This window comes from Acinetobacter sp. Tol 5 (assembly GCF_019702905.1).
Classification (GTDB): Bacteria; Pseudomonadota; Gammaproteobacteria; order Pseudomonadales; family Moraxellaceae; genus Acinetobacter; species Acinetobacter bereziniae.
In genome coordinates this window covers 1,533,243-1,556,070 of record NZ_AP024708.1, presented here as the reverse complement: position 1 = coordinate 1,556,070, position 22,828 = coordinate 1,533,243, and the positions used below count along the sequence as shown (strand labels likewise).

Annotated in this window: 25 protein-coding genes and 5 pseudogenes; 9 read left to right on the top strand and 21 right to left on the bottom strand. The window is 37.8% G+C overall.

The genetic code is table 11. The features are described 5' to 3' along the window. Positions 1-13: 13 nt before the first annotated feature. Genes TOL5_RS07190 through TOL5_RS07175 form a run of 4 tightly spaced genes read right to left on the bottom strand, consistent with a single transcriptional unit; the run spans position 14 to position 4,558 of the window. Positions 14-853, bottom strand: a complete 840-nt coding sequence (locus tag TOL5_RS07190) for a MurR/RpiR family transcriptional regulator (protein ID WP_034708407.1) — start codon at positions 851-853, stop codon at positions 14-16. A gap of 40 nt (positions 854-893) precedes the next feature. Further along, positions 894-1,541, bottom strand: a complete 648-nt coding sequence (locus tag TOL5_RS07185; protein WP_121773892.1) for an HAD family hydrolase — start codon at positions 1,539-1,541, stop codon at positions 894-896. Between the two features lie 14 nt (positions 1,542-1,555). After that, on the bottom strand, positions 1,556-3,076 hold the full coding sequence (gene xylB, locus TOL5_RS07180; protein WP_228740312.1) for a xylulokinase: 1,521 nt from the start codon (positions 3,074-3,076) through the stop codon (positions 1,556-1,558). Next, a complete protein-coding gene (locus tag TOL5_RS07175; RefSeq protein WP_162987653.1) occupies positions 3,077-4,558 on the bottom strand; it encodes an aldehyde dehydrogenase family protein in 1,482 nt (493 codons plus the stop codon). A 281-nt stretch (positions 4,559-4,839) separates the two neighbouring features. Here TOL5_RS07175 and TOL5_RS07170 point away from each other — a divergent pair, with 281 nt between their 5' ends. The 9 genes and pseudogenes from TOL5_RS07170 to TOL5_RS07130 all read left to right on the top strand — a co-directional run bounded on the left by TOL5_RS07170 (position 4,840) and on the right by TOL5_RS07130 (position 11,917). Further along, the gene (locus TOL5_RS07170) at positions 4,840-5,988 is read left to right on the top strand and encodes a fumarylacetoacetate hydrolase family protein (protein WP_042086579.1); all 1,149 of its coding nucleotides are present in this window, start codon (positions 4,840-4,842) and stop codon (positions 5,986-5,988) included. After that, complete coding sequence (locus tag TOL5_RS07165; RefSeq protein WP_121773893.1) at positions 5,985-6,935, top strand: C-terminal binding protein; 951 nt, start codon at positions 5,985-5,987, stop codon at positions 6,933-6,935. The genes TOL5_RS07170 and TOL5_RS07165 overlap by 4 nt, the downstream gene beginning before the upstream one ends. A 13-nt stretch (positions 6,936-6,948) precedes the next feature. Beyond that, entirely contained in the window at positions 6,949-7,710 is a 762-nt protein-coding gene (locus TOL5_RS07160) for an SDR family NAD(P)-dependent oxidoreductase (protein ID WP_121773894.1), read from the top strand. A gap of 331 nt (positions 7,711-8,041) precedes the next feature. Next, positions 8,042-8,257, top strand: coding sequence for a Sec-independent protein translocase subunit TatA (locus tag TOL5_RS07155; protein WP_121773895.1), 216 nt, complete (start codon positions 8,042-8,044; stop codon positions 8,255-8,257). A 16-nt stretch (positions 8,258-8,273) separates the two neighbouring features. Then, entirely contained in the window at positions 8,274-8,756 is a 483-nt protein-coding gene (tatB, locus tag TOL5_RS07150; protein ID WP_042086575.1) for a Sec-independent protein translocase protein TatB, read from the top strand. A 68-nt stretch (positions 8,757-8,824) separates the two neighbouring features. Continuing rightward, entirely contained in the window at positions 8,825-9,535 is a 711-nt protein-coding gene (gene tatC, locus TOL5_RS07145; protein ID WP_392390144.1) for a twin-arginine translocase subunit TatC, read from the top strand. A gap of 273 nt (positions 9,536-9,808) precedes the next feature. Then, on the top strand, positions 9,809-10,507 hold the full coding sequence (locus TOL5_RS07140; protein ID WP_121773897.1) for a DUF1826 domain-containing protein: 699 nt from the start codon (positions 9,809-9,811) through the stop codon (positions 10,505-10,507). 19 nt (positions 10,508-10,526) lie between these two features. After that, a pseudogene (locus TOL5_RS07135) lies at positions 10,527-10,681 on the top strand (IS30 family transposase); the annotation flags it as partial. A gap of 160 nt (positions 10,682-10,841) precedes the next feature. Beyond that, positions 10,842-11,917, top strand: a protein-coding gene (locus TOL5_RS07130; RefSeq protein WP_121775875.1) for an IS3-like element ISAbe6 family transposase whose coding sequence is annotated in 2 segments (ribosomal slippage) — positions 10,842-11,094 and positions 11,094-11,917 — 1,077 coding nt in all. Because the reading frame shifts where the segments join, the coding sequence is not laid out codon by codon here. Between the two features lie 74 nt (positions 11,918-11,991). Here TOL5_RS07130 and TOL5_RS22710 read toward each other — a convergent pair. The 17 genes and pseudogenes from TOL5_RS22710 to TOL5_RS07045 form a co-directional block, all read right to left on the bottom strand. Further along, positions 11,992-12,075 carry a type IV pilin protein gene (locus TOL5_RS22710; protein ID WP_121775847.1) on the bottom strand — a complete coding sequence of 28 codons (84 nt, stop codon included), beginning with the start codon at positions 12,073-12,075 and terminating at the stop codon, positions 11,992-11,994. Further along, positions 12,076-12,264 (bottom strand): hypothetical protein, encoded by a 189-nt coding sequence (locus TOL5_RS07120; RefSeq protein WP_162987746.1) that lies wholly within the window; start codon positions 12,262-12,264, stop codon positions 12,076-12,078. It abuts the gene before it with no gap. Between the two features lie 94 nt (positions 12,265-12,358). Next, positions 12,359-12,529 (bottom strand): hypothetical protein, encoded by a 171-nt coding sequence (locus tag TOL5_RS07115; protein WP_162987747.1) that lies wholly within the window; start codon positions 12,527-12,529, stop codon positions 12,359-12,361. A gap of 281 nt (positions 12,530-12,810) precedes the next feature. Next, positions 12,811-13,302 carry an SMI1/KNR4 family protein gene (locus tag TOL5_RS07110; protein WP_042086569.1) on the bottom strand — a complete coding sequence of 164 codons (492 nt, stop codon included), beginning with the start codon at positions 13,300-13,302 and terminating at the stop codon, positions 12,811-12,813. A 17-nt stretch (positions 13,303-13,319) separates the two neighbouring features. After that, positions 13,320-14,084 (bottom strand): annotated as a pseudogene (locus tag TOL5_RS07105) (IS30 family transposase); the annotation flags it as partial. Positions 14,085-14,363: 279 nt separating this feature from the next. Then, positions 14,364-14,765, bottom strand: coding sequence for a hypothetical protein (locus TOL5_RS07100; RefSeq protein WP_227544204.1), 402 nt, complete (start codon positions 14,763-14,765; stop codon positions 14,364-14,366). A 3-nt stretch (positions 14,766-14,768) separates the two neighbouring features. Continuing rightward, positions 14,769-15,206 carry a hypothetical protein gene (locus TOL5_RS07095; RefSeq protein ID WP_227544206.1) on the bottom strand — a complete coding sequence of 146 codons (438 nt, stop codon included), beginning with the start codon at positions 15,204-15,206 and terminating at the stop codon, positions 14,769-14,771. Between the two features lie 929 nt (positions 15,207-16,135). Further along, a pseudogene (locus tag TOL5_RS22705) lies at positions 16,136-16,572 on the bottom strand (VENN motif pre-toxin domain-containing protein); the annotation flags it as partial. A 101-nt stretch (positions 16,573-16,673) separates the two neighbouring features. Continuing rightward, positions 16,674-17,045 (bottom strand): hypothetical protein, encoded by a 372-nt coding sequence (locus TOL5_RS07085; protein WP_009584579.1) that lies wholly within the window; start codon positions 17,043-17,045, stop codon positions 16,674-16,676. 92 nt (positions 17,046-17,137) lie between these two features. Next, positions 17,138-17,512, bottom strand: coding sequence for a hypothetical protein (locus TOL5_RS07080; protein WP_009584586.1), 375 nt, complete (start codon positions 17,510-17,512; stop codon positions 17,138-17,140). Between the two features lie 269 nt (positions 17,513-17,781). Then, positions 17,782-19,185: pseudogene (locus TOL5_RS07075) on the bottom strand (hemagglutinin repeat-containing protein); the annotation flags it as partial. A gap of 137 nt (positions 19,186-19,322) precedes the next feature. Further along, positions 19,323-19,565: a YrhB domain-containing protein gene (locus TOL5_RS07070; RefSeq protein ID WP_009587274.1), complete on the bottom strand. Its 243-nt coding sequence runs from the start codon at positions 19,563-19,565 to the stop codon at positions 19,323-19,325. A gap of 11 nt (positions 19,566-19,576) precedes the next feature. After that, complete coding sequence (locus TOL5_RS07065) at positions 19,577-20,245, bottom strand: toxin glutamine deamidase domain-containing protein (protein WP_121775846.1); 669 nt, start codon at positions 20,243-20,245, stop codon at positions 19,577-19,579. A 29-nt stretch (positions 20,246-20,274) separates the two neighbouring features. Next, a pseudogene (locus tag TOL5_RS22700) lies at positions 20,275-20,523 on the bottom strand (hemagglutinin); the annotation flags it as partial. Positions 20,524-20,593: 70 nt separating this feature from the next. Beyond that, positions 20,594-20,977: a hypothetical protein gene (locus tag TOL5_RS07055; protein ID WP_151807322.1), complete on the bottom strand. Its 384-nt coding sequence runs from the start codon at positions 20,975-20,977 to the stop codon at positions 20,594-20,596. Further along, positions 20,974-22,260, bottom strand: coding sequence for a VENN motif pre-toxin domain-containing protein (locus tag TOL5_RS22415; RefSeq protein WP_227561645.1), 1,287 nt, complete (start codon positions 22,258-22,260; stop codon positions 20,974-20,976). The genes TOL5_RS07055 and TOL5_RS22415 overlap by 4 nt, the downstream gene beginning before the upstream one ends. A gap of 168 nt (positions 22,261-22,428) precedes the next feature. Beyond that, a complete protein-coding gene (locus TOL5_RS07045) occupies positions 22,429-22,764 on the bottom strand; it encodes a hypothetical protein (RefSeq protein WP_100885624.1) in 336 nt (111 codons plus the stop codon). Positions 22,765-22,828: the final 64 nt, after the last annotated feature.

Genomic DNA, 22,828 nt, shown 5'->3' with positions numbered 1-22,828 from the left:
TTGTTGATTGGATTCAGATCTTCTCCGTACGCCATAAATCAAGCGCAGGCAATTGATCTGGAAATTCACTGCCACTGGTGATTGCAATTGCGGTCACCAGCATATTGGTAATCAGATGATGATTTAAACGTGAAGCCAATGGTGTCATCAGCTCAGTGTGCTCATAAGGCTGTACCGCAATCAGAACATCGGATGCCTGTGCCAAAGGACTGTCTGCAGCAGTAATTGAAATTACTTTTGCCCCACCTTTACGCGCAATCGAAGCGATTTCAACCATTTGTCTGGTATGTCCCGATTGAGAATAAATGAGGGCAACTTCACCAGACCTCGCACTTTCAACATGGGTTTTCTGGTGCTTTTCACCCAGTAAAGCTTGGCAACGTATCCCAAGTCTTTGAAATTTATGTTCTGCATCGAGTGCATTGACTTCAGAAATTCCTGTTGCATAAATCCCTACCCAACTTGCTTCATGTAACACATTTGCCGCTTCACTAATTTGTTCTGGAACTAAATCCTCAGCCAACCGCTGAATCGCATTTAAAGAGTTTCGGCAGGTTTTACGTACAATATTGTCGATACTGTCATTGGGAATGATTTGCTCATAGGCAAAAGGTGCAGAAGGTACCAAGCTTTGTGCAAGTTGGAGCTTTAAATCTTGATAACCTTCAAAACCAAATCGACGACAAAAGCGCATGATGGTAGGATCACTTACCGAACATACTTCCGACAGGCTCGCCATACTCATTTGAATCACTTCAGAAGGTGAAGTCACTACAAAATCAGCAACACGGCGTTCTGCGCGATGCATATTTTCACTTTCTTGAAGAATTCGTTGTAGCAAACTGACGGTCATACTTTTTAAACTCCCAGCCATCATTCGACAGCCTACTTAATTAAACTTTTAATAAATCTGCCAAACGATTCAAGCGTTGTTTGGGTGGTACATCCACATCAGGACCACCGCCCCAAGGTACAACAAAGAACGGAACATCTGCACCAATGGCTGTTTGCTGATCAATTACAGTGTCCCCGATATATGCCCAGTCGCCTGAAGTTAGATTCATTGCTTCGGCAACCGCCAGCAAATGTTTCGGATCAGGCTTACAGGCTGATACAACGTCTGCACCCAGTGCGATATCAAATAAATCTGACAATCCCAATTCTTGCAACACTTTTGCTGTAATTGCATGGGTTTTATTGGTACAAATTCCCAATTTTATACCAGCAGATTTTAACGCCTCAAGATCCTCACGAACATAAGGAAAAATTCGAGTATGTCCCGCAGGGTTAGCCATATAGGCTTGCTGATAACAGCTCAACATGCGCTGAATGGATGAATCATCATATTCAATCTCTAGTTCATCCAAAATATCAGTGATCAATCGACGTGGTCCATTGCCTAAAAATTTTTCGACATCACTCGATTTGAGTTTTGGCCATTGGTTTTGAGCAAAGCCAACATTTAATGCTTCAGTAATATCAGGCGCACTGTCAATCAGCGTTCCGTCTAAATCAAATATATATGCAGAGAAAACTGCCATAACCACTCCTCGGATTATTGATCAAATTGAGCATTCCCCAAGGCAGTAAAAGTTTGCCCCAATACAGGATAAAGATCACGATATAAACAATGTAATTGACGATAAATTTCTATTGTTGATGAGAGAGGATTCTCGCAGGTGATATGAGAAAAGTTTTTAATCGCATTTTCCGCATCAGACCATACACCTATCGCCAATCCTGCAACCAATGCCGCACCAAAGGCTGCTCCTTCAGCAGCACCGTCAGTTGTCACAACAGGACAACCAAATACATCTGCTTGAATTTGTCTCCAAAGTTGTGACTTTGCTCCACCCCCTGATGCCTTAATTAAATGCCCTTCAATATTCAGCGGCTTCATTAGCCCGTACATATCAGCAAGCGCATACACGATGCCTTCCATCACAGCACGCGCAATATCTCCAGAATGATGTCTTGCAGTCATGCCAACCAATGCCGCACGAGCCATTGGATCGGGATGTGGACAGCGTTCACCATAAAGATAAGGTAAAAACAATAACCCTCGTGCACCAGCAATACTTGTTTCAGCCTGCTGCACAATCTGCTCAAATGTTATGGGTGACATATTGATGCCAGAATAAAAAGTATCCCTAAACCAAGACATCGCTCCACCTGCATTGAGTGAAACACCCATACAGTGCCACTTATTCTCAGCAATATTACAAAATATCTGCAAACGCCCATCAGGGTTATCTTGTGGATGATCCAAAGCAGCAGCCAAGATGCCTGCTGTACCCAAAGTTGTTTGTAATTCTCCCGGTGCAATAACACCTGATCCAAAGGTTTGAATGACTGAATCACCACCACCACCAGCAACAGGTATTCCGACAGGAATACCAAATCGTTTTGCCCCTTCAACTGAAATACGCCCCGATATGACCTGAGACTCAAAAACTGGCGGAAGTATACGAGGGTCAATGCCAATTTTTTCAATTAAACCCGTTGCCCATTGCCGTGATCGCACATTAAAAAGCCCTGTTCCAGACGCATCAGAGACCTCCGTGGCAATTTCCCCAGTCAAGCGTAAGCGTAAATAATCTTTAGGATTTAATACCGTGTTGATTTGTGAAAAAAGTTCTGGTTCGTGGCGTTGCATCCATAAGATTTTCCCGCCTGTATAACCCACCAACATTCGATTATTGGTTTCAGCAATTAAGCCCTCTAAACCTCCTGCAACCTCTACAATCTCTGCACATTCATCTTTATTACGTTGATCATTCCACAAAATTGCTGGACGTAGCACTTGATGAGCTTTATCTAATGGCACTAATCCATGCATTTGACCCGACAAACCAACACATAGAATTTCAATATTCGAAACTTTTGCCAACACGCCTGCAATGGCTTGGCTTGCTCCTTCCACCCATAATTCTGGATCTTGTTCAGTCCAACCCGGTCTGGGTTTCGACAAAGGATAAGTCGCTGTATCCGCAGCTACCACCTTACCCTCAGTATCGATTAATAAAGCCTTACAGCCTGAAGTTCCAATATCTATCCCTAGAAGTACCTGCATCATTTACTCCCTCACGCCATGGTATAGACGAACATGCTTAAAATTAAAATATTCAAGTAATCCCTCACGACCATGTTCATAACCAATGCCACTCTGTTTACGCCCACCATAAGGGGCATTCATGATTCCTGCATCGACGTTATTTATTGCCACATTTCCATATTCAAGTTTGGATGAAACGCTATGTATTTCCGCCAAATCTTTTGAATAACAATAAGCTGCAAGCCCATAAGGTGTATCATTGGCGTAGCCGATTGCCTCATCGAGATCATCATAAGCAGCGATACCCACCAATGGACCGAAAGTTTCCTCAATCATTACGTTCATGCTGTGATCACAATCCACCACGATCGTTGGGCGGAAGAAATATCCTTGCTTGTACTGATCACCTTCAGGTACTGAGCCACCTGCAACTAAGCGTGCGCCTTTGCTCATTGCATCTTCAAGATGCTGTTGTGTTTTCGTCAAAGCTTCGGCGGATGCCATCGCACCTAAATCTGCATTTGGGTTATCCAATCCATTGGCGACTGTGAGTGCATCTGCACTTTGAGAAAATTTACTAATAAATTCTTGATATACCGAGCGATGCACATAAATACGATTAATCGCAATACAGATTTGTCCACAATTTCTAAAGCTACGCCGTGTTGCACCCTGAACCGCCGCATCAATATCGGCATGTGCGGTTACAATCAAAGGACAATTTCCCCCTAACTCCAGAGATAGGCGTTTGACTTGTGGACAGCTCTGCTGTATCTGCAACCCAACAGCACTCGAACCTGTAAATGCAACTTTATCCACTTGTGGATGCTCAACCAATGCCTGCCCCACTTGTGAACCTTTACCCGTAACAACATTGACCACGCCTGCGGGAATTCCTGCTTCCTGACATTTTTGTGCAATTGCCAATGCCGTGAAAGGCGTGAGTTCAGCGGGTTTGATCACGATCGTACAACCTGATGCAAGGCTTGCGCATAATTTCCACCCCACAAGTTCTGCGGGGTAATTCCAAGGGGTAATCGCAGCCACAACACCAATGGGTTCACGAACCACTAAACTTTGGAAACCACTCTGATCATTTGGAATGATTTCTCCATGTACACGTGTCGCTTCTTCAGCATAAAAATGGCAAGCTTCGGCGAGTTTTAAAATCTCTCCTTTTGCCTCATTGATCGGTTTGCCTTGCTCAGCAGTCATGAGTATTGCCATGTTGCTTGCATCTGCTGTGATCAAATCTCCTAAACGATGGAGAGCATTCGCTCTGACCTTGGGTAGCACTTTCGACCATGTTTGGAATGCAACATGTGCGGCAGAAACCGCTGCATTCACTTCTTCAGGTGTTGCTGCTGCAATATGACCAATCACTTCGCCAGTCGCAGGATTTTTAACAGGTAAACGTACCCCCAGACCTTTACGAAACTGATGATCTATATATAAAAAACTATCTAATTTTTTGATTAATTCGGTGAGCGTACTTTTTTCCATCACTTTATCCACCCTCTTCCTAAGCAAGCACATTGTTGTTCGACTTTTAAAATACATAGTAATACTATTTTTATGCAAGCACAATTTATATTACCCTATAAAAATAATTATTTAGCCATGCAATAGCAAAATAAATTTAAGTATATAAAACAACAAATTAACAAAACATAGTTAGATTATAAAATTTAATTTATCATTATTTTTGTACACGACTTGACCAAAAGCAAAAATTAAAAGTAGTATTACTACATTAATAAATACAAACACAGGAAGGATTCCTCATGCTGCCTACGTCACTACAACACGCCAAATTGGTTGGAAGAGTTTGGATTCCCAAGCAAGGACCCTCTATTGTTCTATTACGAGATCAGCAGTTGATTGACATTACTGAGTCCGTGATTTCTATGGCGGATTTTCTTGATGATCACCCTGCTGAACGCTTTGATACCCTTACAGGAAAATCTATTGGGAAAATTGAAGATTTAATTCTTGACCCAACACAAATGGGTTATCACGCTGATCGACCTTGCTTACTTGCACCTTGTGATTTTCAAGCCTTGAAAGCCTGTGGTGTGACCTTTGCAAAAAGTATGGTTGAACGTGTCATTGATGAACGGACATCAGGTGATCCTGCGCGTGCTGAGGACTTAAGGCAACGTATCGGTGCATTGATTGGTGGTAGTTTATCCAATATTCAAGCAGGATCGGAAAAAGCCAAACAGGTCAAAGCAACATTGATTGCAGAAGGACTCTGGTCACAATACTTAGAAGTGGGTATCGGACCAGACGCAGAAGTTTTCACCAAATCACAACCCATGTCTGCGGTAGGTTATGGTGCCCAAGTTGGTATAAATCGAATCTCACAATGGAATAATCCTGAACCAGAAATTGTGTTGGCGGTTGACAGTCAAGGTAATATTCGGGGGGCAACACTTGGAAATGATGTCAATTTACGTGATGTAGAAGGACGCTCTGCACTGTTGCTTGGAAAAGCGAAAGACAATAATGCATCGTGTTCGATTGGTCCTTTTATTCGTTTATTTGATGAACATTTTACGCTTAAAGATATTGAACATGCCTCTCTCAGCATGTCAGTCACTGGTGCTGAAGATGGATTTAGTTTGTCAGGGCACTCCAATATGATTGAGATCAGCCGAAAGCCCGCTCAACTGGTTTCCCAAACCTATAATGATTCACACCAATATCCAGACGGCTTTATGTTGTTTTTAGGCACAATGTTTGCGCCGACTCAAGACCGCGAAGGTCAAGGCTCAGGCTTTACCCATAAGTCTGGTGATGTGGTTGAAATATCAACTCCACTTTTAGGCACACTACGCAACACTGTTGTATATGCTGATCAAGCTGTGCCGTGGACTTATGGTACCCGAGCTTTGATGCGTAATTTAGCCAAAAGAGGATTGATTTCATGAAACTCGTCGTTACCGATCAAGCCTTTGGCAACACTCGACATGAACAAGCAGCCGCTCAGGCAGGTGGCGCTCAATTTTTTGAATTTCAGTGCCGTACCGAGCAGGAAACCATTGAAGCCGTAACAGGTGCTCAGATTATTTTAAATAACTTTGCACCAATGACCTATCCCGTTATGCAAGCCATGGCAGATCAAGCCACCATCATTCGCTATGGAGTAGGTGTTGATAATGTAGACCTGGTTGCAGCAAAACAATTGGGAATACGTGTCTGCAACGTGCCTGACTATGGTATTGAAGAAGTCGCTGATCATGCTGCTGCAATGACATTAACACTCGCTCGAAAACTCAACCAATATGATCAAGGGATACGCGCAGGAGAATGGAAAATTGATCGAATGGTGAACGGTATTTGCTCCTTGCGAAATAGTACAGTTGGGCTGATTGGTTTAGGACGAATCGCTAAAGCCTATGCCTCGCGAATGGCGGCATTTGGTTGTAAGCTCATCGCTTATGATCCTTATGTGACTTCCGAACAAGCACACATTGCCCAGATTAAATTGTCATCTTTAGAACAAGTCATTGCCTCATCTCAAATTTTGTCATTGCATGTTCCTCTTAGCTCGGAAACACGCCATTTAATTGATGCTCAAGCACTGACACAAATGCCACAAGGGGCAATTCTGATCAACTGCTCAAGAGGTGGTTTAATTGATGAAGAGGCATTGGCTCAGGCTTTAATACAGGGACAACTCGCAGGTGCAGGATTGGATGTTTTTGAACAAGAGCCTTTAGCGGAACATTCAGCTCTTCGCACTGCACCCAATTTAATCATGTCACCGCATGCGGCATTTTTCTCCAACACATCTGTCGATACGCTACAACGTTTAGCTTCAGAAGAAGCTTTACGGAGTATGCGTGGTGAAGCGCTAAGATGTGCATTAACCTAAATGGGGAGACATCATGAATTATCAAAAAAAACAGGATCTCACCCATAAACTTGCATTGGTTACAGGTGCTGGGCAAGGCATCGGTGCCGCGATTGCTGAAGCACTTGCCTGTGCAGGTGCAGAAGTGATTTGCACAGACCTTAAACTTGATCGGGCAAAATCGACTGCTCTCGCTTTAAACGCTCAAGGATTCAAAGCGAGTGCTGAATTGCTTGATGTGACTGACAGTCAGGCTATTGAAGCTTTAGCACTATCACTCCCTGCATTGGATATCTTGGTGTGTAATGCAGGTGTTGTCACTAATACGCCAGCAGAACATATGACTGACGAGGAATGGAATAACACCATAAATATAAATTTAACGGGCGTTTTTCGTACCTGTCGCAGCTTTGGCCGTCGTATGCTTGAACTGAAAAAAGGCTCCATTATTAACATTGGCTCCATGTCTGGACAGATTGTCAATGTTCCTCAACCACAATGCCATTACAACGCAGCAAAAGCAGGCGTTCACCATTTAACCAAATCACTTGCTGTTGAATGGGCGACCCGTGGCGTCCGTGTCAATGCGGTGGCTCCAACGTATATCGAGACACCCCTGCTACAACATCTTGAACATCAGGAGGATTTATTTCAGCAATGGTTGGAAATGACACCAGCAAAACGTATGGGGCAACCACATGAAATTGCTTCAATTGTACAATTTCTCGCTTCCGACGCAGCAAGTTTAATCACAGGCTCTATTATTACCGCTGATGCTGGCTATACCTGTATTTAATGATGATCTGCAAAGAATCTAATTTAAGGTGGATATATAAATGAAATGTTTATTGAGCATTTTTATAAGATAAACAGAAATTAAATCGAATGCACTTTAAAAAATGAAATCGATTTTATGCAAAAGTTTAAAAGCCAACGAACGATTTGAATATCAGGTATTATCAATTAAAACTACATAATATAAAGGAGGTCTGTAAATCGGAGACGATATTGAATATGAGCAGGTGAATATTTTCAAGGAAAACACATCAACTCTTAAAAACTGAACAAAGGATTGAATGGATAAGATGATTTATCCATTTTCATAGCAAAAGAAAAGGACGAATACTATGGCAGGTTTATCTATTTGGCATGTGATCATTTTTGCAATCGTTGTCATTCTCTTATTTGGTACATCCAAACTTAAAAACATCGGTAAAGATGTAGGTGGTGCTGTAAAAGACTTTAAAAAATCAATGCGTGATGAAGACAATGCGCTCATTGAACCCAAAACTATTGATCATGATGAAGTCAAAAAACCATCTGAGACCAGTTTTAAAAGCTAAATTGAGGATACTGTAAATGCTCAATGTCGGACTGTCTGAACTTTTTGTATTTGGCATCATCGCGTTACTGGTACTTGGACCTGAAAAGCTCCCAGAAGCGGCTCGGTTTGCTGGAAAGTGGTATGCCAAAATTCTGTATTTTGTGAAAAATACCCAAAATGATATTGACCGTGAGTTACGGCTATCTGAATTGCGAGAACAGATTCAACAAGAAATGCAGCGCATGGCTGAGCTTGAGCAAAAAATGCAATCTCAAATTTCCGAATTAAAACATCAAAGCTTAGCCGATGAAATTCACCAGACTGACTTAAAAACCTCATCCATCCCCCAATCAGCAAAATTATTGCAATATCAATATTTAACCACCCAGGATGCTGATGTATCGGTATTTATTCCATACCAACTTCACACCTTTTTTAAAATCCAGAATGATCAGGTCAATAACGCTTCAATAAAAATACCATCTCCACCTCCTGTTAAATTGAAGGTGATCGCATGAATACAACAAATACTCAATCATCTCCACCAGTGAGTATCACAGAAATACCCGTCGAAGAGCTGGAAAAGATGTCCTTTACAGAGCACTTGGTGATTCTTCGTCGGCACTTATTTAAAACCGTGGCTTTACTGCTCATTCTCTTTTTTTGCTTATTGCCTTTCGCGAATCATACTTATCAAATTTTATCAGAGCCATTAAGAGCGCAGCTTCCTACAAACTCATCTATGATTGCAACGGATGTGACAGCAACATTTATGGCACCTTTTAAATTAAATTTTTATATTGCCATCATGCTTGCAATGCCTTTTATCATTTATCAAATTTGGAGCTTTATCAAACCTGGACTTTATGAAAAAGAAAAATTGCTCACCTTTCCGTTATTGGTGGGTAGCATCGTTTTATTTTATTTAGGAATCGCCTTTGCATACTTTTTGGTTTTACCGTCAATTCTACATTTCTTTATCAGTGTTTCTCCTGAAACAGTAGCCCCCATGACGGATATCAATAGCTATCTTGCATTCTGCTTAAAGCTATTTTTAGTATTTGGTTTAACGTTTGAGATCCCAATCATCACGTTATTGCTGATCCTCATCGGTGTCGTCAGCACCCAAAGTTTAATCGAGAAGCGTCGCTTTATCATTGTAGGTTGCTTTTTTATTGCGATGTTTGTCACTCCACCTGATGCAATTTCAATGATTATGTTGGCGATTCCGATGTGGTTATTATTTGAAATTGGCTTACTGGCTGGACGATTTATTGAAAAGCGTAAAGAAGAATAATTCAATCTTGAATATCCCTTACTATATGATCACGTTGAATTAGAGTAAAATAGATATGTAACAATATTCAGTGTTTGTTCCAACCAAGTGATATTTAAGCGAGAATACGATGAAGTATTTGCTTTTAGTTGTATTTTCAAAAGCTTGCTCTAAAATAGTTATCATCGATAATTGAATATTTTTATCGCTTTTACATCTTTCGGACTTTACTTTAAATGCTATTTAACTGGTTAAATAGCTTTCAATCTAGTTCCCCTGTTATGTTCAATTTCTATGCCCCATACTTTTTCAGACCATCCTCAAATTCGCCTTGTTTCTAGTTTTGACGAACTGATCAAAACAGCATTTCAAGGTGATACCAATGCAATGTGTTGGCACAGAAATTTAACGGGCGATTTTAAAGAGATTGTGTCTAAACTCGAGTTAAAAGAAAATATTACTGAAGTTTCTGAGGAAGATCTTTTTGCTTTAAAACTCACTGAACAAGGTGAATTGGCAAGAGAAATCATTTTAAAAGACATAAAGCAACTAACCGCGCTTGGTGCTTCGCCTACACTAAACCTCATTCAATATTATGAACGTGATGAGGAATTAGAATTCATTTCAACTGATGTTTATTCGTTTCATGTTGACCGCTCTCCGATTGAAACAGATACTTTCTTATGCACTTATCATGGCGCGTCTAGTGATATTCTACCAAACGCTGAGGCTGAGCAAAAAATACTTATTCCAGAAATTCGAGAAAAACTTAAAGCACTCCATGAAGGGTCAGCAGCAGATTTTGAAAACTTTTTAAAAGACTATTTTTTTGATTTACATTATCAGCCTAAACCCAACGCCGTACCGATTAACTTAGACTTAGGTCATCTTTGGCGTTTAGCCGTTGATCATCCAACACAGCAAGTTTTGCCTTGTGTTCATCGAGCCCCAGTCGAAAGTGATGGAGAGTATCGCTTGTTGTTGATTTGTTAGGGGGGTGTGTAGGATCAATGACCTGAATCAAGCAGATCAGTATTATTTGAATCAAGTCGCTAGTCCCTCAATACAAGACCAAGAAAGGCTTTAGATTGGTATACTCCGTTAGAGAAATTTACTCAATTAGTTGATTATCATCAGGCTTTTAAATCTGTCGCACCTCATGTTTGAATTCGCCAATCTATCTTTAAAAGACAACAAGAAATCAACAACCTTATTCAATAACGTTATTATAAACATGACCTTTCACAAAACCTCTAAGGTAATCCCCCCTCAAAATAATTGAACTCAAAAGTAGAAAATCGAATAATCCTGTTCAAGGAGATTTTTTATGAAAACATCTAAATATTCAGATAGCTTAATCATGAGTATTTTAAAACAAGCTGAATCAGGAACACCTGTGCCTAACTTATGCCGTGAACATGGTATGAGTTCCGCTACATTTTATAAATGGAAAGCGAAATATGGAGGTATGGATATTTCAATGATGACACGACTTAAAGAATTAGAGGCTGAAAATGCTCGTCTGAAACGTATGTATGCTGACGAACGCCTTAAAGCAGATATTCTTCAGGATGCACTGTCAAAGAAGTTATAAAGCCTGTACAACGTAAATCTCTTGCTCAGCGAGCCGTTGAACAATTTAAGATTTCAGTGAGTAAAGCTTGCTTCATCTTTCAACTTAGTCAAACCTGTTATCGTTATAAAGCTCAATTAGATGAGCAAAATAAGATGATTGCAGACTGGCTACTGAAGCTTACCAATGAGAATAAGACTTGGGGCTTTCAGCTTTGCTTCTTATACCTACGTAATGTCAAAGGCTACTCATGGAACCACAAACGTGTTTATCGAATTTATAAGGAGCTTGAGCTTAACCTACGAATTAAACCCAACAAACGCATTCAGCGAATAAAACCTGAACCGCTTACAGTTCCATCAGCACCAAATGAATCGTGGTCAATGGACTTTATGCATGACCAACTGAGTGATGGTCGCAGTTACCGAATTCACAATGTTATTGATGATTATAACCGTGAGTCACTGGATATATTGATTGATTTTTCTTTGCCAGCTCAACGAGTGCTGAGGGGATTAGACCAATTAATTGCATGGCGAGGTAAGCCAAAGCGTATCCGTAGTGATAATGGACCCGAGTATGTTAGTGATTTAATGCAAGCGTGGTGTACTCAACATGGAATTGAGCATGTGTTTACTCAACCAGGTCATCCACAACAGAATGCTTATGTTGAACGCTTCAACAGGACGGTTAGATATGAATGTTTGAATCAATATTTATTTCGAGAGCTTGAAGAAGTTGAAGACTATACAACGATATGGCAACACTTTTATAATCATGAACGCCCACATATGTCAGTTGATGGTAAACCACCTAAATTTAAACAATGATAAGGACTTTGCCTTTCTACTTATAAAATCAATTAAAAATGGGAGTATTACCCTAATTTCTACTTCATTATCAGTTACTCTGCATGTAAGCCAATGATGGCAAGAACAATCATGAGCTCTAGTAGGGTAAAGCCTTTATTTTTATTCGTAGTAAAAATTTACACACCTATTACAGTTATTCCATCTAATTTATTTTCTAAATTATTTTTTAAAAAATTAATAATTTGATTCATCATTTCAATAGCATCATTTTTATATGATTGAAAGTTTTCAATAAAATCTAACTTACTCTCATTAAAAATTAAACGAATATCATCATTTTCATTTATTACTGTTTTAGAATCCAAATACGCTCTATAAACTTCCAATCTACCAATTATCACTTCAACTTTTTTTGAATCAAGATAAATATCTCTCCAATGTGCCCATTCATCTTCACCCTTAAAAAAAAAATCTCTCGATTAAAGAAAATGCAGTTTCACCAATAACAATTGAATTCAAATAATTCAAATTATTTTCAATACTTGAGGGAATAATTTGCATACAAAGCCCTCCACACAAACCATCATATTTTTTAACTTCAAAGTTAATTTTTCTGATTTTCTTAGTCATTAGTTTCCATATCCTCTTTTTCCAAATGAAACAATAGTATTATCAGGTGCAATATCTATATACTTATCTCCTTTATACCATCTTAACGTACCCTCTATTGCTCCTTAAACTATCTTCCCCCCTTCTGCTCCTCTTAAGTTTTGAGAAAATCCTTGACCCTTTTCAAATTAAGCCAATGATGACAAGAATAATCATAAGCTTTAGTAGGGTGAAACCTGTATTTTTACTTAAGTTTTAAATTCCATTGAAGCATACCATTGCTTGATTAAACTCAAAAATATTCATTCCCAATATTTTTGCCCCTCATTAATTGTGAAATTCACTATAAAATTACGAAAATTTTTCTCTATTTTCCTCCAATCATCCCTTGTATCCATTCGGTTTGCTATGATTATGGAACCATAATCTTCTTTAGATTTATCCAACCTTAATAGCAATAAATCATTATCCCCTATAAACTCACCAACAATATAATCACCGAATATACCACCCACATTATCAAACATAAATTCTTCTGTTTTTAATCTTATAAAATATAAGTCAAGTAATATTAATCCCCACTGTCCATATGTAACATCTTCAAACAAATATGCGCCATTAGAAATTTTATAAAATTCAATAAAATCTTCAGGAAATAGGATATTATCAAATTCATTTATTCCATGTAAGAACCGACATCTAAATAACATATCTATAGAAATATTATTTATTACTTTAGGTTTCGTCCAACTATTTTTTAATAAATCTACAATAATTTCAAAACTATTATTCATTCTATTACCTGACGAATTCAAACATGAGGTGCGACAGATTTAAAGACCTGATGATAATCAACTAATTGAGTAAATTTCTCTAACTGAGTATACCAATCTAAAGCCTTTCTTGGTCTTGTATTGAGGAACATAGTGACTTGATTCAAATAATGCTGATCTGCTTGATTCAGGTCAATACCTTTAGGTAAATATTGACGAATTAAACCATTCATATTTTCACAAGTCCCTTTCTGCCAGGGTGAATGCGGATTACAAAAATATACATCCATCCCTAAATCCTGTTCTAAAATCTTATGCTCTGCCATTTCTCGACCTCGGTCATATGTCAGTGTTTTACGTAATTCATCTGGAAGATATTTCAAAGCCTCCGTTAATGCCAAGCGTACAGATTCTGCTTTTGCATCAGGTAATACTGCCAATATGCAAAGCCGAGTATTGCGCTCAATCAGAGTAGCAATCGCACTCTTATTGTCCTTGCCTTTAATTAAATCAGCTCCCCAATGTCTGGGTATCTTTCTTTCTTCCATTTCCTGTGGACGTTCATGTATCGTTTTAATTTCTTGTAATATTGAATCTTTTTTAGGTTCGCCATTCGCCTTACGTTTTTTATTTGCATGCCTCAAACAAGAGATCAAGTCTTTCTTCAATTCACCTTTAGGTAAAGCTCAAATGGTTGAATAAATCGTTGTATGACTGATGCTCATATGACCATTTGACTCAGATAATTGTTTTAAACGTTTAGAGATTTGTACAGCAGGACATAAACAGCGGAGAGCTTCAACACAACCATCAAAACAATTGGTGCAGCTGCACTGATAGAAGAATCAATAATTCGTTGTGCACCATCTCATTGATATTGGATTTCAGAATCTTTCAAAAACAAACGTTTATAACTATCATACAAACCTAATAATGAAGATTGTCTATTTGAATCAGCACTTTTGCTATTGTTTACTTTCCCTTCGCTAATCCCTGCTTGAAGTAATGCAAAAATTAGTCCTTGGTTCTCTGTAAACGTTTTAACTTCAGTTTATCCACACACGTCCATGTGCAACTTACAACTAATCAATATTCCCAAGATTAACATCATACCGACTATCTAACACCACAAAGGGTTCAGCAACTTCCTCCCATACCTGACGTGCCATGCCCTGCCATTTATCCATATCATTTATATAGTCTCTTTTCTTCCAATCTTCTGGTCTCATATGTTGAAGATGCTGCCTAATCAATTTAACGGACAGGTTAAAATCATCTTCACTTAAATCTTCAAAAGTATAAAATTTTAGATATTCTCCTTCTTCAGATTTTATACTTTCATGTAGCTGCGGGTAATTGGCTAAAAAAAATTCATCTAATAAATCACCAAACGCATCCCAATAAGTACCATTAATCAACTCTGAAAGACTTTTATCTCCTTTTGGTCTTTCATTATCAAAACCTATAAATATCATCCCACTCATAATTTACTCCTTGATAATGATAAATTTTTCCTGTTGATATCTTGGAAGAGTTTTTACATAATTCAGAAATATTTTTTGGTTCGCTTCATTTAACACCCTAAAATCAACTGGTACAAAATCAGCTTTCCCTAAGTGTTTTTGAATATTATTAATCTCTGGGGGACGTTCACCCTCGGATTTTGAAATAGTCATATTTTTTTCATAATATTTATTCAAACCATCAATTTCTTTCTGACTCAATTTTTCAGTTGTATACATAGCATCGACTGTTTTTCCTTTATTGGGACCTGATATTATTTCCCAATCAGGATTTTTAGTTGTAGTAGCCCCTTCATATTTTTTCATTGATCCCAGCACACTTTCCAATTGAGCACCTGTAGCTGCTTCAGCAGGTTTTAATTTCCCTTGATCATATTGATTTAATTTTGCATGAGTATCCAGTACGGTTCCTGTGGTCTAACTTCTTTTAATCCTGTCGTTGGATTTACTAAAATATTTTCAACTTTAACAGGAGTTTGTAATGGATAAACATTAATATCTGGCTTAGTATTTGTAACCTCTGCTTTAGATACTATTACCTCATTTTTACTTGTAGCAATCGGTGTAATTACTTTACCAACAAACGCTGAACCTAACGCTCCAGTAAATGTTGCTGCTACATTACCAGCTCCTGTACAGTTATGATAACTACCTCCTGCGGCATCACAACCGATCGAAACAATTGGTGCAGCTACACTGATAGAAGAATCAATAATTCGTTGTGCACCATCTCGTTGATATTGGATTTCAGAATCTTTCAAAAACAAACGATTATAACTATCATACAAACCTGATAAAGAAGATTGTCTATTTGAATCCGTGCTTTTGCTATTGTTTACTTTCCCTTCGCTAATCCCTGCTTGAAGTAATGCAAAAATTAGTCCTTGGTTCTTAACATTTTCGACAGAAATTTTATCTCCTAATGACGGTCTATAATTTGCATATTGCATCATTAACGTTGATAAAGATTCTATTTCTTTATTTGAAAGTCCATCCAGACCATATTTTGCAAATTTGTACGCTATATGATCCTGAGTAATCGTATCATCAGCATATAACCATTTGGCTCCAACACTTTCAGGAATACTGCTTAATAAATCTTGTACGTCAACCGGATATTTTCCTTTTTGAGGATTTGTTTCTTCTGCTAATAAGGTCTTAAACTTTTCTGGTGTTACATCTTTTTCACCTTTTAATCCTAATTTAGCAACATCTTCATATACTGATTCAGGGACTTGATCTATTGAAATGATACCTAAACCAACCAAGATTTCATATCGATTGAAAGTTTGAGTCTCTGGAGGTAAATCATAACTTTTTGTACCATCTTTCTCCACCATATGCAATGTATTGTTTTCAATAACATTCTTACCAACAACTCCTGCGATCTGCGCATTAAATGCTGAATCTCCAACAGTTCCACCAACCACAGCACCTATTGCTGCAGTCATATCACGTATACTTGATTTAACATCTTCTGGTAAAAGATTAGGATCAAAATCAGCTGTTTTAGGATTTATCGCAGTTTTGCCATCATTGTAACGTCCAGCTAAATAATCCGCCGCTGCTTCACTCGCAACCGCCGCACTGCCTCCTGCTGCTGGGTTACCGCCATTTACAAAGGCAAGCGTTGCTCCCAATATCGCATGGGCAGCCAATTGAGCTACTTTATTCTTGTCTTCGCCATGCCCCAATTGTTGCCCAATGACATTTATACATATGGTGCAAGAGTATTGGCTGCAATCTGTAAGTCAGTTTGCCCACCTAAGAGACTATATTGGGAACGAGGCAATTTATTACATGTTTAATTTTCACAGACATCTTAACTATCAGTTGAAAATAATACAATTTATTACTATTGCCACTCTTCTATTCATCTGGATCTATATCCCATAACTCAGGATTTGGATTAGCATATTGACCATTTTCAATAACTTTGCACCATCCTACACCATTTACAAACATACTTAATCCAATAATATTGAACCTTTTATTATCAATTTGGTCTAAAGTAATTAAGCTTCTTTTATAGTATAAGTAATCTCCTCCAGCCCCAGCAGGAATCCTTTCATTTAAATCATACCAAGACCATTCTAAAACATACCCTGAGACAAGGGGTACTGTCTCAAAAAAATCAATTATAAAATTACTATCTATTTTGACTAAACACGGAATATCAGAACATTCCAACATCATTTCAGAATAAATATTATCAGGAAGCTCTAAATTTAAAATTAACATTTACTTATAATTCCTAGGAACAATTGCTTCACCATTAAAAGATTTTTTATAGGATCAAAATCTCCAGTTGAGACAAAATCATTAACTATTTTTTAATTATTTTTAAGCCAATCTGGCTCTTCAACCTCTACAATATTTGTATATTCTCTACTTTCTATTACCTCAATCCATCCCATTCCCAATACAAAGATTGATAAATTTTCAATTATATATCGATCAGTTTCTTTTTTAGAAATTGAAATTAGCCCATAACTATAATGTGTATATTTTCCCCCCGCACCAGCAGGGACCCTCATATCAATGTCTCTATGATTCCAATCCTCAACCACCCCTATGACTTGAGGATTTGCAACCAAAAACTCAATTTCAAATATCCTAGAGATTTTACACAAACAAGGCATCCTATCTGCTTCTAATATCATTTCTGTATACAAATTATCAGAAAAACTAGCAGTTAACTCTAACATTACTTATAACTCCTAGGAATAACAGCATCCCCTGTGAATGATTTTTTGAAACTATCTAATGGACTCAAATATGACTTCCCATGAGGATCTCTGATTGCTAGAACCTTTTGTCCGTTTCTTACAGTAACCCCATCTACAACCACAAAATGTAAAAAATCTCGACTCTTGTCATCAATTCTAACAATTACAGGAGTACACGCTTGTAGTGCTTGGAAATAATAGTTATTTTTTTGCTTATCTATTTTCTTATCTGCCATTAAAACTCCGAATAAATTATCCTCTTCTACCACATTTTGCGCAACGTTCCCACTCTGAACTGTATTTGATACATCACCTGTAGTCGCTCCAACACCAGAGGCGACTAAACCAGTGATTGCACTGATTGTACTCTTTTCATCTGCCGTTAAATCTTTTGCATCCTTACCATATAAGAAATTAGATAAAACTGGTGCGGCTGCCTCAGCTCCGCCTGCTGATAGTCCAGCAGTCAATGCATCATTTCCTCCCGCTGCTGCAACTGCTGCACCTAGGACGGTATGAGCAAGAATATGTGCTGTGCTTCCTTCTGCATCCTTAGATTTAAAGTATTGACCTATCTCATAACTTGCTACAGGGCTTAAGGTTGCTGTCGCAATACCAAGTCCTGAACTTGTTGGCGCTGACAATCCTGTTGATATCGTATCAACCAATACACCTAGTTTTTGATAGTTGGCGACTTTGTCATTGTAAGCATTCAATTGAGTCTGCTCTTGATCACTTAAACTTAAACCCTGTTTTTGTTTGTCTATAATCGCTTGGTTTTCTTTCTTCGCGTCATCAATCTTCTTATTAATCTCTGCTTTTGCTTCTTGACGGTTTGCATCGAAGTTCTTCGTCACTTCCATCTGCAAATTGATTACACTTTGAACCTTGTCTTTATCAAAGTTATTTTTCAACGCACCACTGTTTTCTCGGGCTGTATCTGTTGTCACACTGGTCAAGATGTCTGACTTGATCTGCTCAGCGGTTTTACCTGTTAATGCTTGCTGACCTTGTTCATCTCGAATCGTGATATTTGACGTATTGATACCGCTCTTTGTCACACTGCTGTTTTTATCACTGTCTAAACCAAAACCGACCGACTTACTTACACCTGTAGTCGTGGATGCATGTTGATCAATTTTGTTTGGTGTAGAAAGTACAGTATCAGGCGTTTTACCACCTTTTGGATCACTTTTGCCTGCATTAAACCCTGCACTTAAGCTAATACCTTTGGCATCATACTCACTGACATTACGAATATCTGAATGCGTCAATGTGCCTGTATCCAAACTATTTTTCTTTAAGTTTTCAGCAGTCTGTGTCGAAGTAATGATCGCTCCTTTCAAATCAGTATTATTCTTCACCTTGATCTGATAACCATCATCTCCAGCGAAAACTCCTGACTGTTCGTTTACCGATGCATAATTGGCATTTACATTTGACTTACTAAAACTGCCTGATGCATTAGCACCATTGGTTCCGACACTGACTTGCCCTGAGATATTTTGTTGCTTGCTTTGATAGGTTGCTTTGTCTTGTAAGCTTTCAATATTTAGTTCATTGGCATCAATCTGTACACCTTTACCTTGTACCTGACCACCAATAATATTGGTTGCATTTCCACTACTGATCGTGGTTGAACTGTCTTTAGAAATGAGACCTATCAAAGCCTTGTTATAACAAGACCAATTAGTCATTCGATAGGTTTTCGGGCTAGGCTCCTTCAGTCGAAAATTATATTACTAAAGAAGCCTTTAAGAACAGGTTTGTGCAACAAAGTCATTCTACACTACCAATTTCTTCTAAACTCTATTATTTCCCCATTATTATCAATAAAAATTGGAGTGTTACCAACTAAAGAATAATTTATATCTTTTGTTTCCATAAATCTTTTTGATTGATAAAAAATAAACCAACCATTATCAACTTTGTCTAATTTAGGATCAATTACTATTTCATCATTATCAAGTTCACCTAAATTTGTACTTAAAAATTTTTTTGCTAACTCAATGATTTCTTTTTCAGTCTTCATTTAAATAATCTCTACTTAAGCTTACCAAATCTAATATGTTCAAACTGTTTAAAGTTATTCAAACCGGAACTACCAGTTTGTCTATCAATATAATTCACTTTTCCATTTTGAACTACTGCATTCCATACATGACCTGAACGTCCATCACTCGTCATACCATATACAACAGCCCTTGTTCCATCTCCAGATTTCAATAATTCTTGTTCCATTTTGTTCTTGCTTATCCACCCACTGAGTTTTGTACCTAGTACCTTTTCAAGTTGATTAAATGGAAGTGGACTTGTACTTGGCAGAGCTGAAGTTGGTGCGCCAGTTTTGAGTTCATTATTCACAGCTAATACACAATTAACACAATTTTGATTGCTATTAGTCGGGTTAATATTTTTAATTCCCCCCGCATCTGCTTCTGCGTTAGTCGTCAGTTTAACATTTTTAGGTGCAACAGCCCCACCTATCATCAATACATTACCAACCACCTCAACTCCAGCAAATGTTCTAGACAATGCTGTCATTTCTTGATTTGTAAATAGTGATCTATCAGCAAAAACATCGTGACCACTTTTCAGTGTATTCGCAACTATTGAAGCCAATGCGCCACCTTGAACAAGTGCCCTAGAACTATTTAACTCATAGACTGAATATAGGGCTTGATAATCTACTGGTAATAATTTTGCTTTCAAACTACCATTTTGATTGACAACTAAATAGTGATTGCACTGATCGTACTCTTTTCATCTGCCGTTAAATCTTTGGCATCCTTACCATATAAGTATTGCGCAAGTTTTGGTGCGGCTGCCTCAGCTCCGCCTGCTGATAGTCCAGCAGTCAATGCATCATTTCCTCCCGCTGCTGCAACTGCTGCACCTAGGATGGTATGCGCTAAAATATGCGCTGTACTTCCTTCTGCATCCTTAGATTTAAAGTATTGACCTATCTCATAACTCGCAACAGGGCTTACAGCAATTCACCCTCTACAATTTACTTTACAACTTTGTCACTGTAGCAACCTCCAAAAGACTAGATATTAGTTATCCAGCATTTTCTATCCAAGGAAATTCTGGAATACATTTAAATTCTAATTTTGCTTTTCTTAATTCCTTAATAATATTTACAATTTCAATAGCTTTTCCTTCATAAATAATGGAATTTGAATTCTCTAACAACTTTTTTGCTTCTAAAAAATTTATGTTAGAAATGTTGGCAATTAATTTAATATTTGATCTATCTGCTTTTGCTTTATTTACCAAATAAATTTTATATAAATTTTCATCTAAATTAATTTGGGGTATATATGTGGTAACAACAGCCCATTTTTGGCAATTATCACAAAATAAGCCACTTAAATTGCCTAAAATCAAACTTTTTAATTTACCACCACATAATTCACAAGTTTCACTTACTATTTCATTCATTTTTTATTCCCTCCTGGTGTAAATATTTTAAATTCACCTATCTTTGATAAATTTGGCTGATTATATCCTGGCTTTGATGGATTATTTGATAGTCTTGGTGCGATCACCATTTTACCATTAGGATATGACCAAACTAAATCTGTTGGAGCTTGAACAGGTACACCCATTTTATTTGCAAGATTTTGAGCAAAACCTACATCACAAGATCCAGTAGAACAAGATAATAATCGTATTGGCTGACCCTTTTGATAACCTTCCGATTTTTGTATTAACTGTGAAGCAGTACGTTGATCAATCAATATAGCTTTTCCATTAACAGTTATCTCAATTTTATTTGGTGCACCATGAGCAATAACATCATACATTCCATTCGGGTCTATATCTGATCTTTTTGATGCAAATTTATAAAATGCATCATCTTTTGTCATGAAGCTTGTTGCACCAGCTACTGGTTTATTATTAATTGTTGATGTTTTTGAAAAAATGGCTCCCACACCTAAACTGGTAAACACTTCCATCTGTGTTCTTTGTGCATTCGCTACTTTTTCAGGATCTCCACTATTTAAGTCAATATAAGATTGTTCAATTGCCGCTGCTTGTTTCTTTAAGTTATTAATTTTTAAAAAATCAATAACTGCCTGCCCTTTCATACGATTATTTTCCATTGCATCTGCACATGCAGAGCTTCCTAATGGACAATGTATTGCTGATACTGCTGTATCACCAAATGCATCAGATATCATTAATAAACCATCGGCAACGCTCCCTAAACCTTTGATAGCACCTTGATCTATTGGATGTTTTACTTTAGATGAAAGCCCATTGAAAAAATCATTAACATTTTTGCGTAAATCATCCCCTGCCAAAGAATTATTCTCTACCGCATTCTGTACAACTTGACCACTTTGAACCGTACTTGATACATCACCTGTAGTCGCTCCAACGCCAGAGGCGACTAATCCAGTGATTGCACTAATCGTACTCTTTTCATCTGCCGTTAAATCTTTTGCATCCTTACCATATAAGTATTTTGCAAGTTTTGGTGCGGCTGCCTCAGCTCCGCCTGCTGATAGTCCAGCAGTCAATGCATCATTTCCTCCCGCTGCTGCAACTGCTGCACCTAGGACGGTATGCGCTAAAATATGCGCTGTACTTCCTTCTGCATCCTTAGATTTAAAGTATTGACCTATCTCATAACTTGCAACAGGACTTAATGTTGCTGTCGCAATACCAAGTCCTGAACTCGTAGGCGCTGACAATCCTGTTGATATCGTATCAACCAATACACCTAGTTTTTGATAGCTTAGATTTGGTCTCAGTGGAAGTCCTAATATTCACTATTAAAACTTACAAAAATAATTTACTGGCTCTTATAATTGGAATATTTTATCCACTTAATTTCCAAAAATTTACTCTTAAAAAAACCTCTAAAATTTTAGAGGTTTTTTGCATTAATCATTAAATTCATCCATACATGACTGTATTTCATAAATAAACTGCGTTTTTGCTTTTCCTTGTTCATCTAGATTTAATATAAACTTCCTCCAATCACCACCTGTATGTGACTGCATTTCATCATGAAGTTCCTGGCTAAATTTTATAATCAAATCGTAATTAAAATCTGGAGGTAAATACTCTGTATGATTGCGAAAGAAAAATACCCCATATTCAGACCACCCCTCATCAGGATTAAATTTGTATTCGAATCTCCATGAATCATAATCAAAAGGTCGATATTTATGTACTTCTTGTACAATTTTATTCAATATCTCAAATTGCAATTGCATTATTTACCACCACCTGCTTCATTTTTAAAGACTTGCTCAAACTCCCCCATCAACTTTAAATGTT

Excerpts from the sequence above, each read along its gene's own strand:
- TOL5_RS07190 (WP_034708407.1), bottom strand. The coding sequence starts at position 853 with ATGACCGTCAGTTTGCTACAACGAATTCTTCAAGAAAGTGAAAATATG.
- TOL5_RS07185 (WP_121773892.1), bottom strand. The coding sequence starts at position 1,541 with ATGGCAGTTTTCTCTGCATATATATTTGATTTAGACGGAACGCTGATT.
- xylB (WP_228740312.1), bottom strand. The coding sequence starts at position 3,076 with ATGATGCAGGTACTTCTAGGGATAGATATTGGAACTTCAGGCTGTAAG.
- TOL5_RS07175 (WP_162987653.1), bottom strand. The coding sequence starts at position 4,558 with ATGGAAAAAAGTACGCTCACCGAATTAATCAAAAAATTAGATAGTTTT.
- TOL5_RS07170 (WP_042086579.1), top strand. The coding sequence starts at position 4,840 with ATGCTGCCTACGTCACTACAACACGCCAAATTGGTTGGAAGAGTTTGG.
- TOL5_RS07165 (WP_121773893.1), top strand. The coding sequence starts at position 5,985 with ATGAAACTCGTCGTTACCGATCAAGCCTTTGGCAACACTCGACATGAA.
- TOL5_RS07160 (WP_121773894.1), top strand. The coding sequence starts at position 6,949 with ATGAATTATCAAAAAAAACAGGATCTCACCCATAAACTTGCATTGGTT.
- TOL5_RS07155 (WP_121773895.1), top strand. The coding sequence starts at position 8,042 with ATGGCAGGTTTATCTATTTGGCATGTGATCATTTTTGCAATCGTTGTC.
- tatB (WP_042086575.1), top strand. The coding sequence starts at position 8,274 with ATGCTCAATGTCGGACTGTCTGAACTTTTTGTATTTGGCATCATCGCG.
- tatC (WP_392390144.1), top strand. The coding sequence starts at position 8,825 with ATGTCCTTTACAGAGCACTTGGTGATTCTTCGTCGGCACTTATTTAAA.
- TOL5_RS07140 (WP_121773897.1), top strand. The coding sequence starts at position 9,809 with ATGCCCCATACTTTTTCAGACCATCCTCAAATTCGCCTTGTTTCTAGT.
- TOL5_RS07115 (WP_162987747.1), bottom strand. The coding sequence starts at position 12,529 with ATGACTAAGAAAATCAGAAAAATTAACTTTGAAGTTAAAAAATATGAT.
- TOL5_RS07110 (WP_042086569.1), bottom strand. The coding sequence starts at position 13,302 with ATGAATAATAGTTTTGAAATTATTGTAGATTTATTAAAAAATAGTTGG.
- TOL5_RS07100 (WP_227544204.1), bottom strand. The coding sequence starts at position 14,765 with ATGAGTGGGATGATATTTATAGGTTTTGATAATGAAAGACCAAAAGGA.
- TOL5_RS07085 (WP_009584579.1), bottom strand. The coding sequence starts at position 17,045 with ATGTTAATTTTAAATTTAGAGCTTCCTGATAATATTTATTCTGAAATG.
- TOL5_RS07080 (WP_009584586.1), bottom strand. The coding sequence starts at position 17,512 with ATGTTAGAGTTAACTGCTAGTTTTTCTGATAATTTGTATACAGAAATG.
- TOL5_RS07070 (WP_009587274.1), bottom strand. The coding sequence starts at position 19,565 with ATGAAGACTGAAAAAGAAATCATTGAGTTAGCAAAAAAATTTTTAAGT.
- TOL5_RS07055 (WP_151807322.1), bottom strand. The coding sequence starts at position 20,977 with ATGAATGAAATAGTAAGTGAAACTTGTGAATTATGTGGTGGTAAATTA.
- TOL5_RS07045 (WP_100885624.1), bottom strand. The coding sequence starts at position 22,764 with ATGCAATTGCAATTTGAGATATTGAATAAAATTGTACAAGAAGTACAT.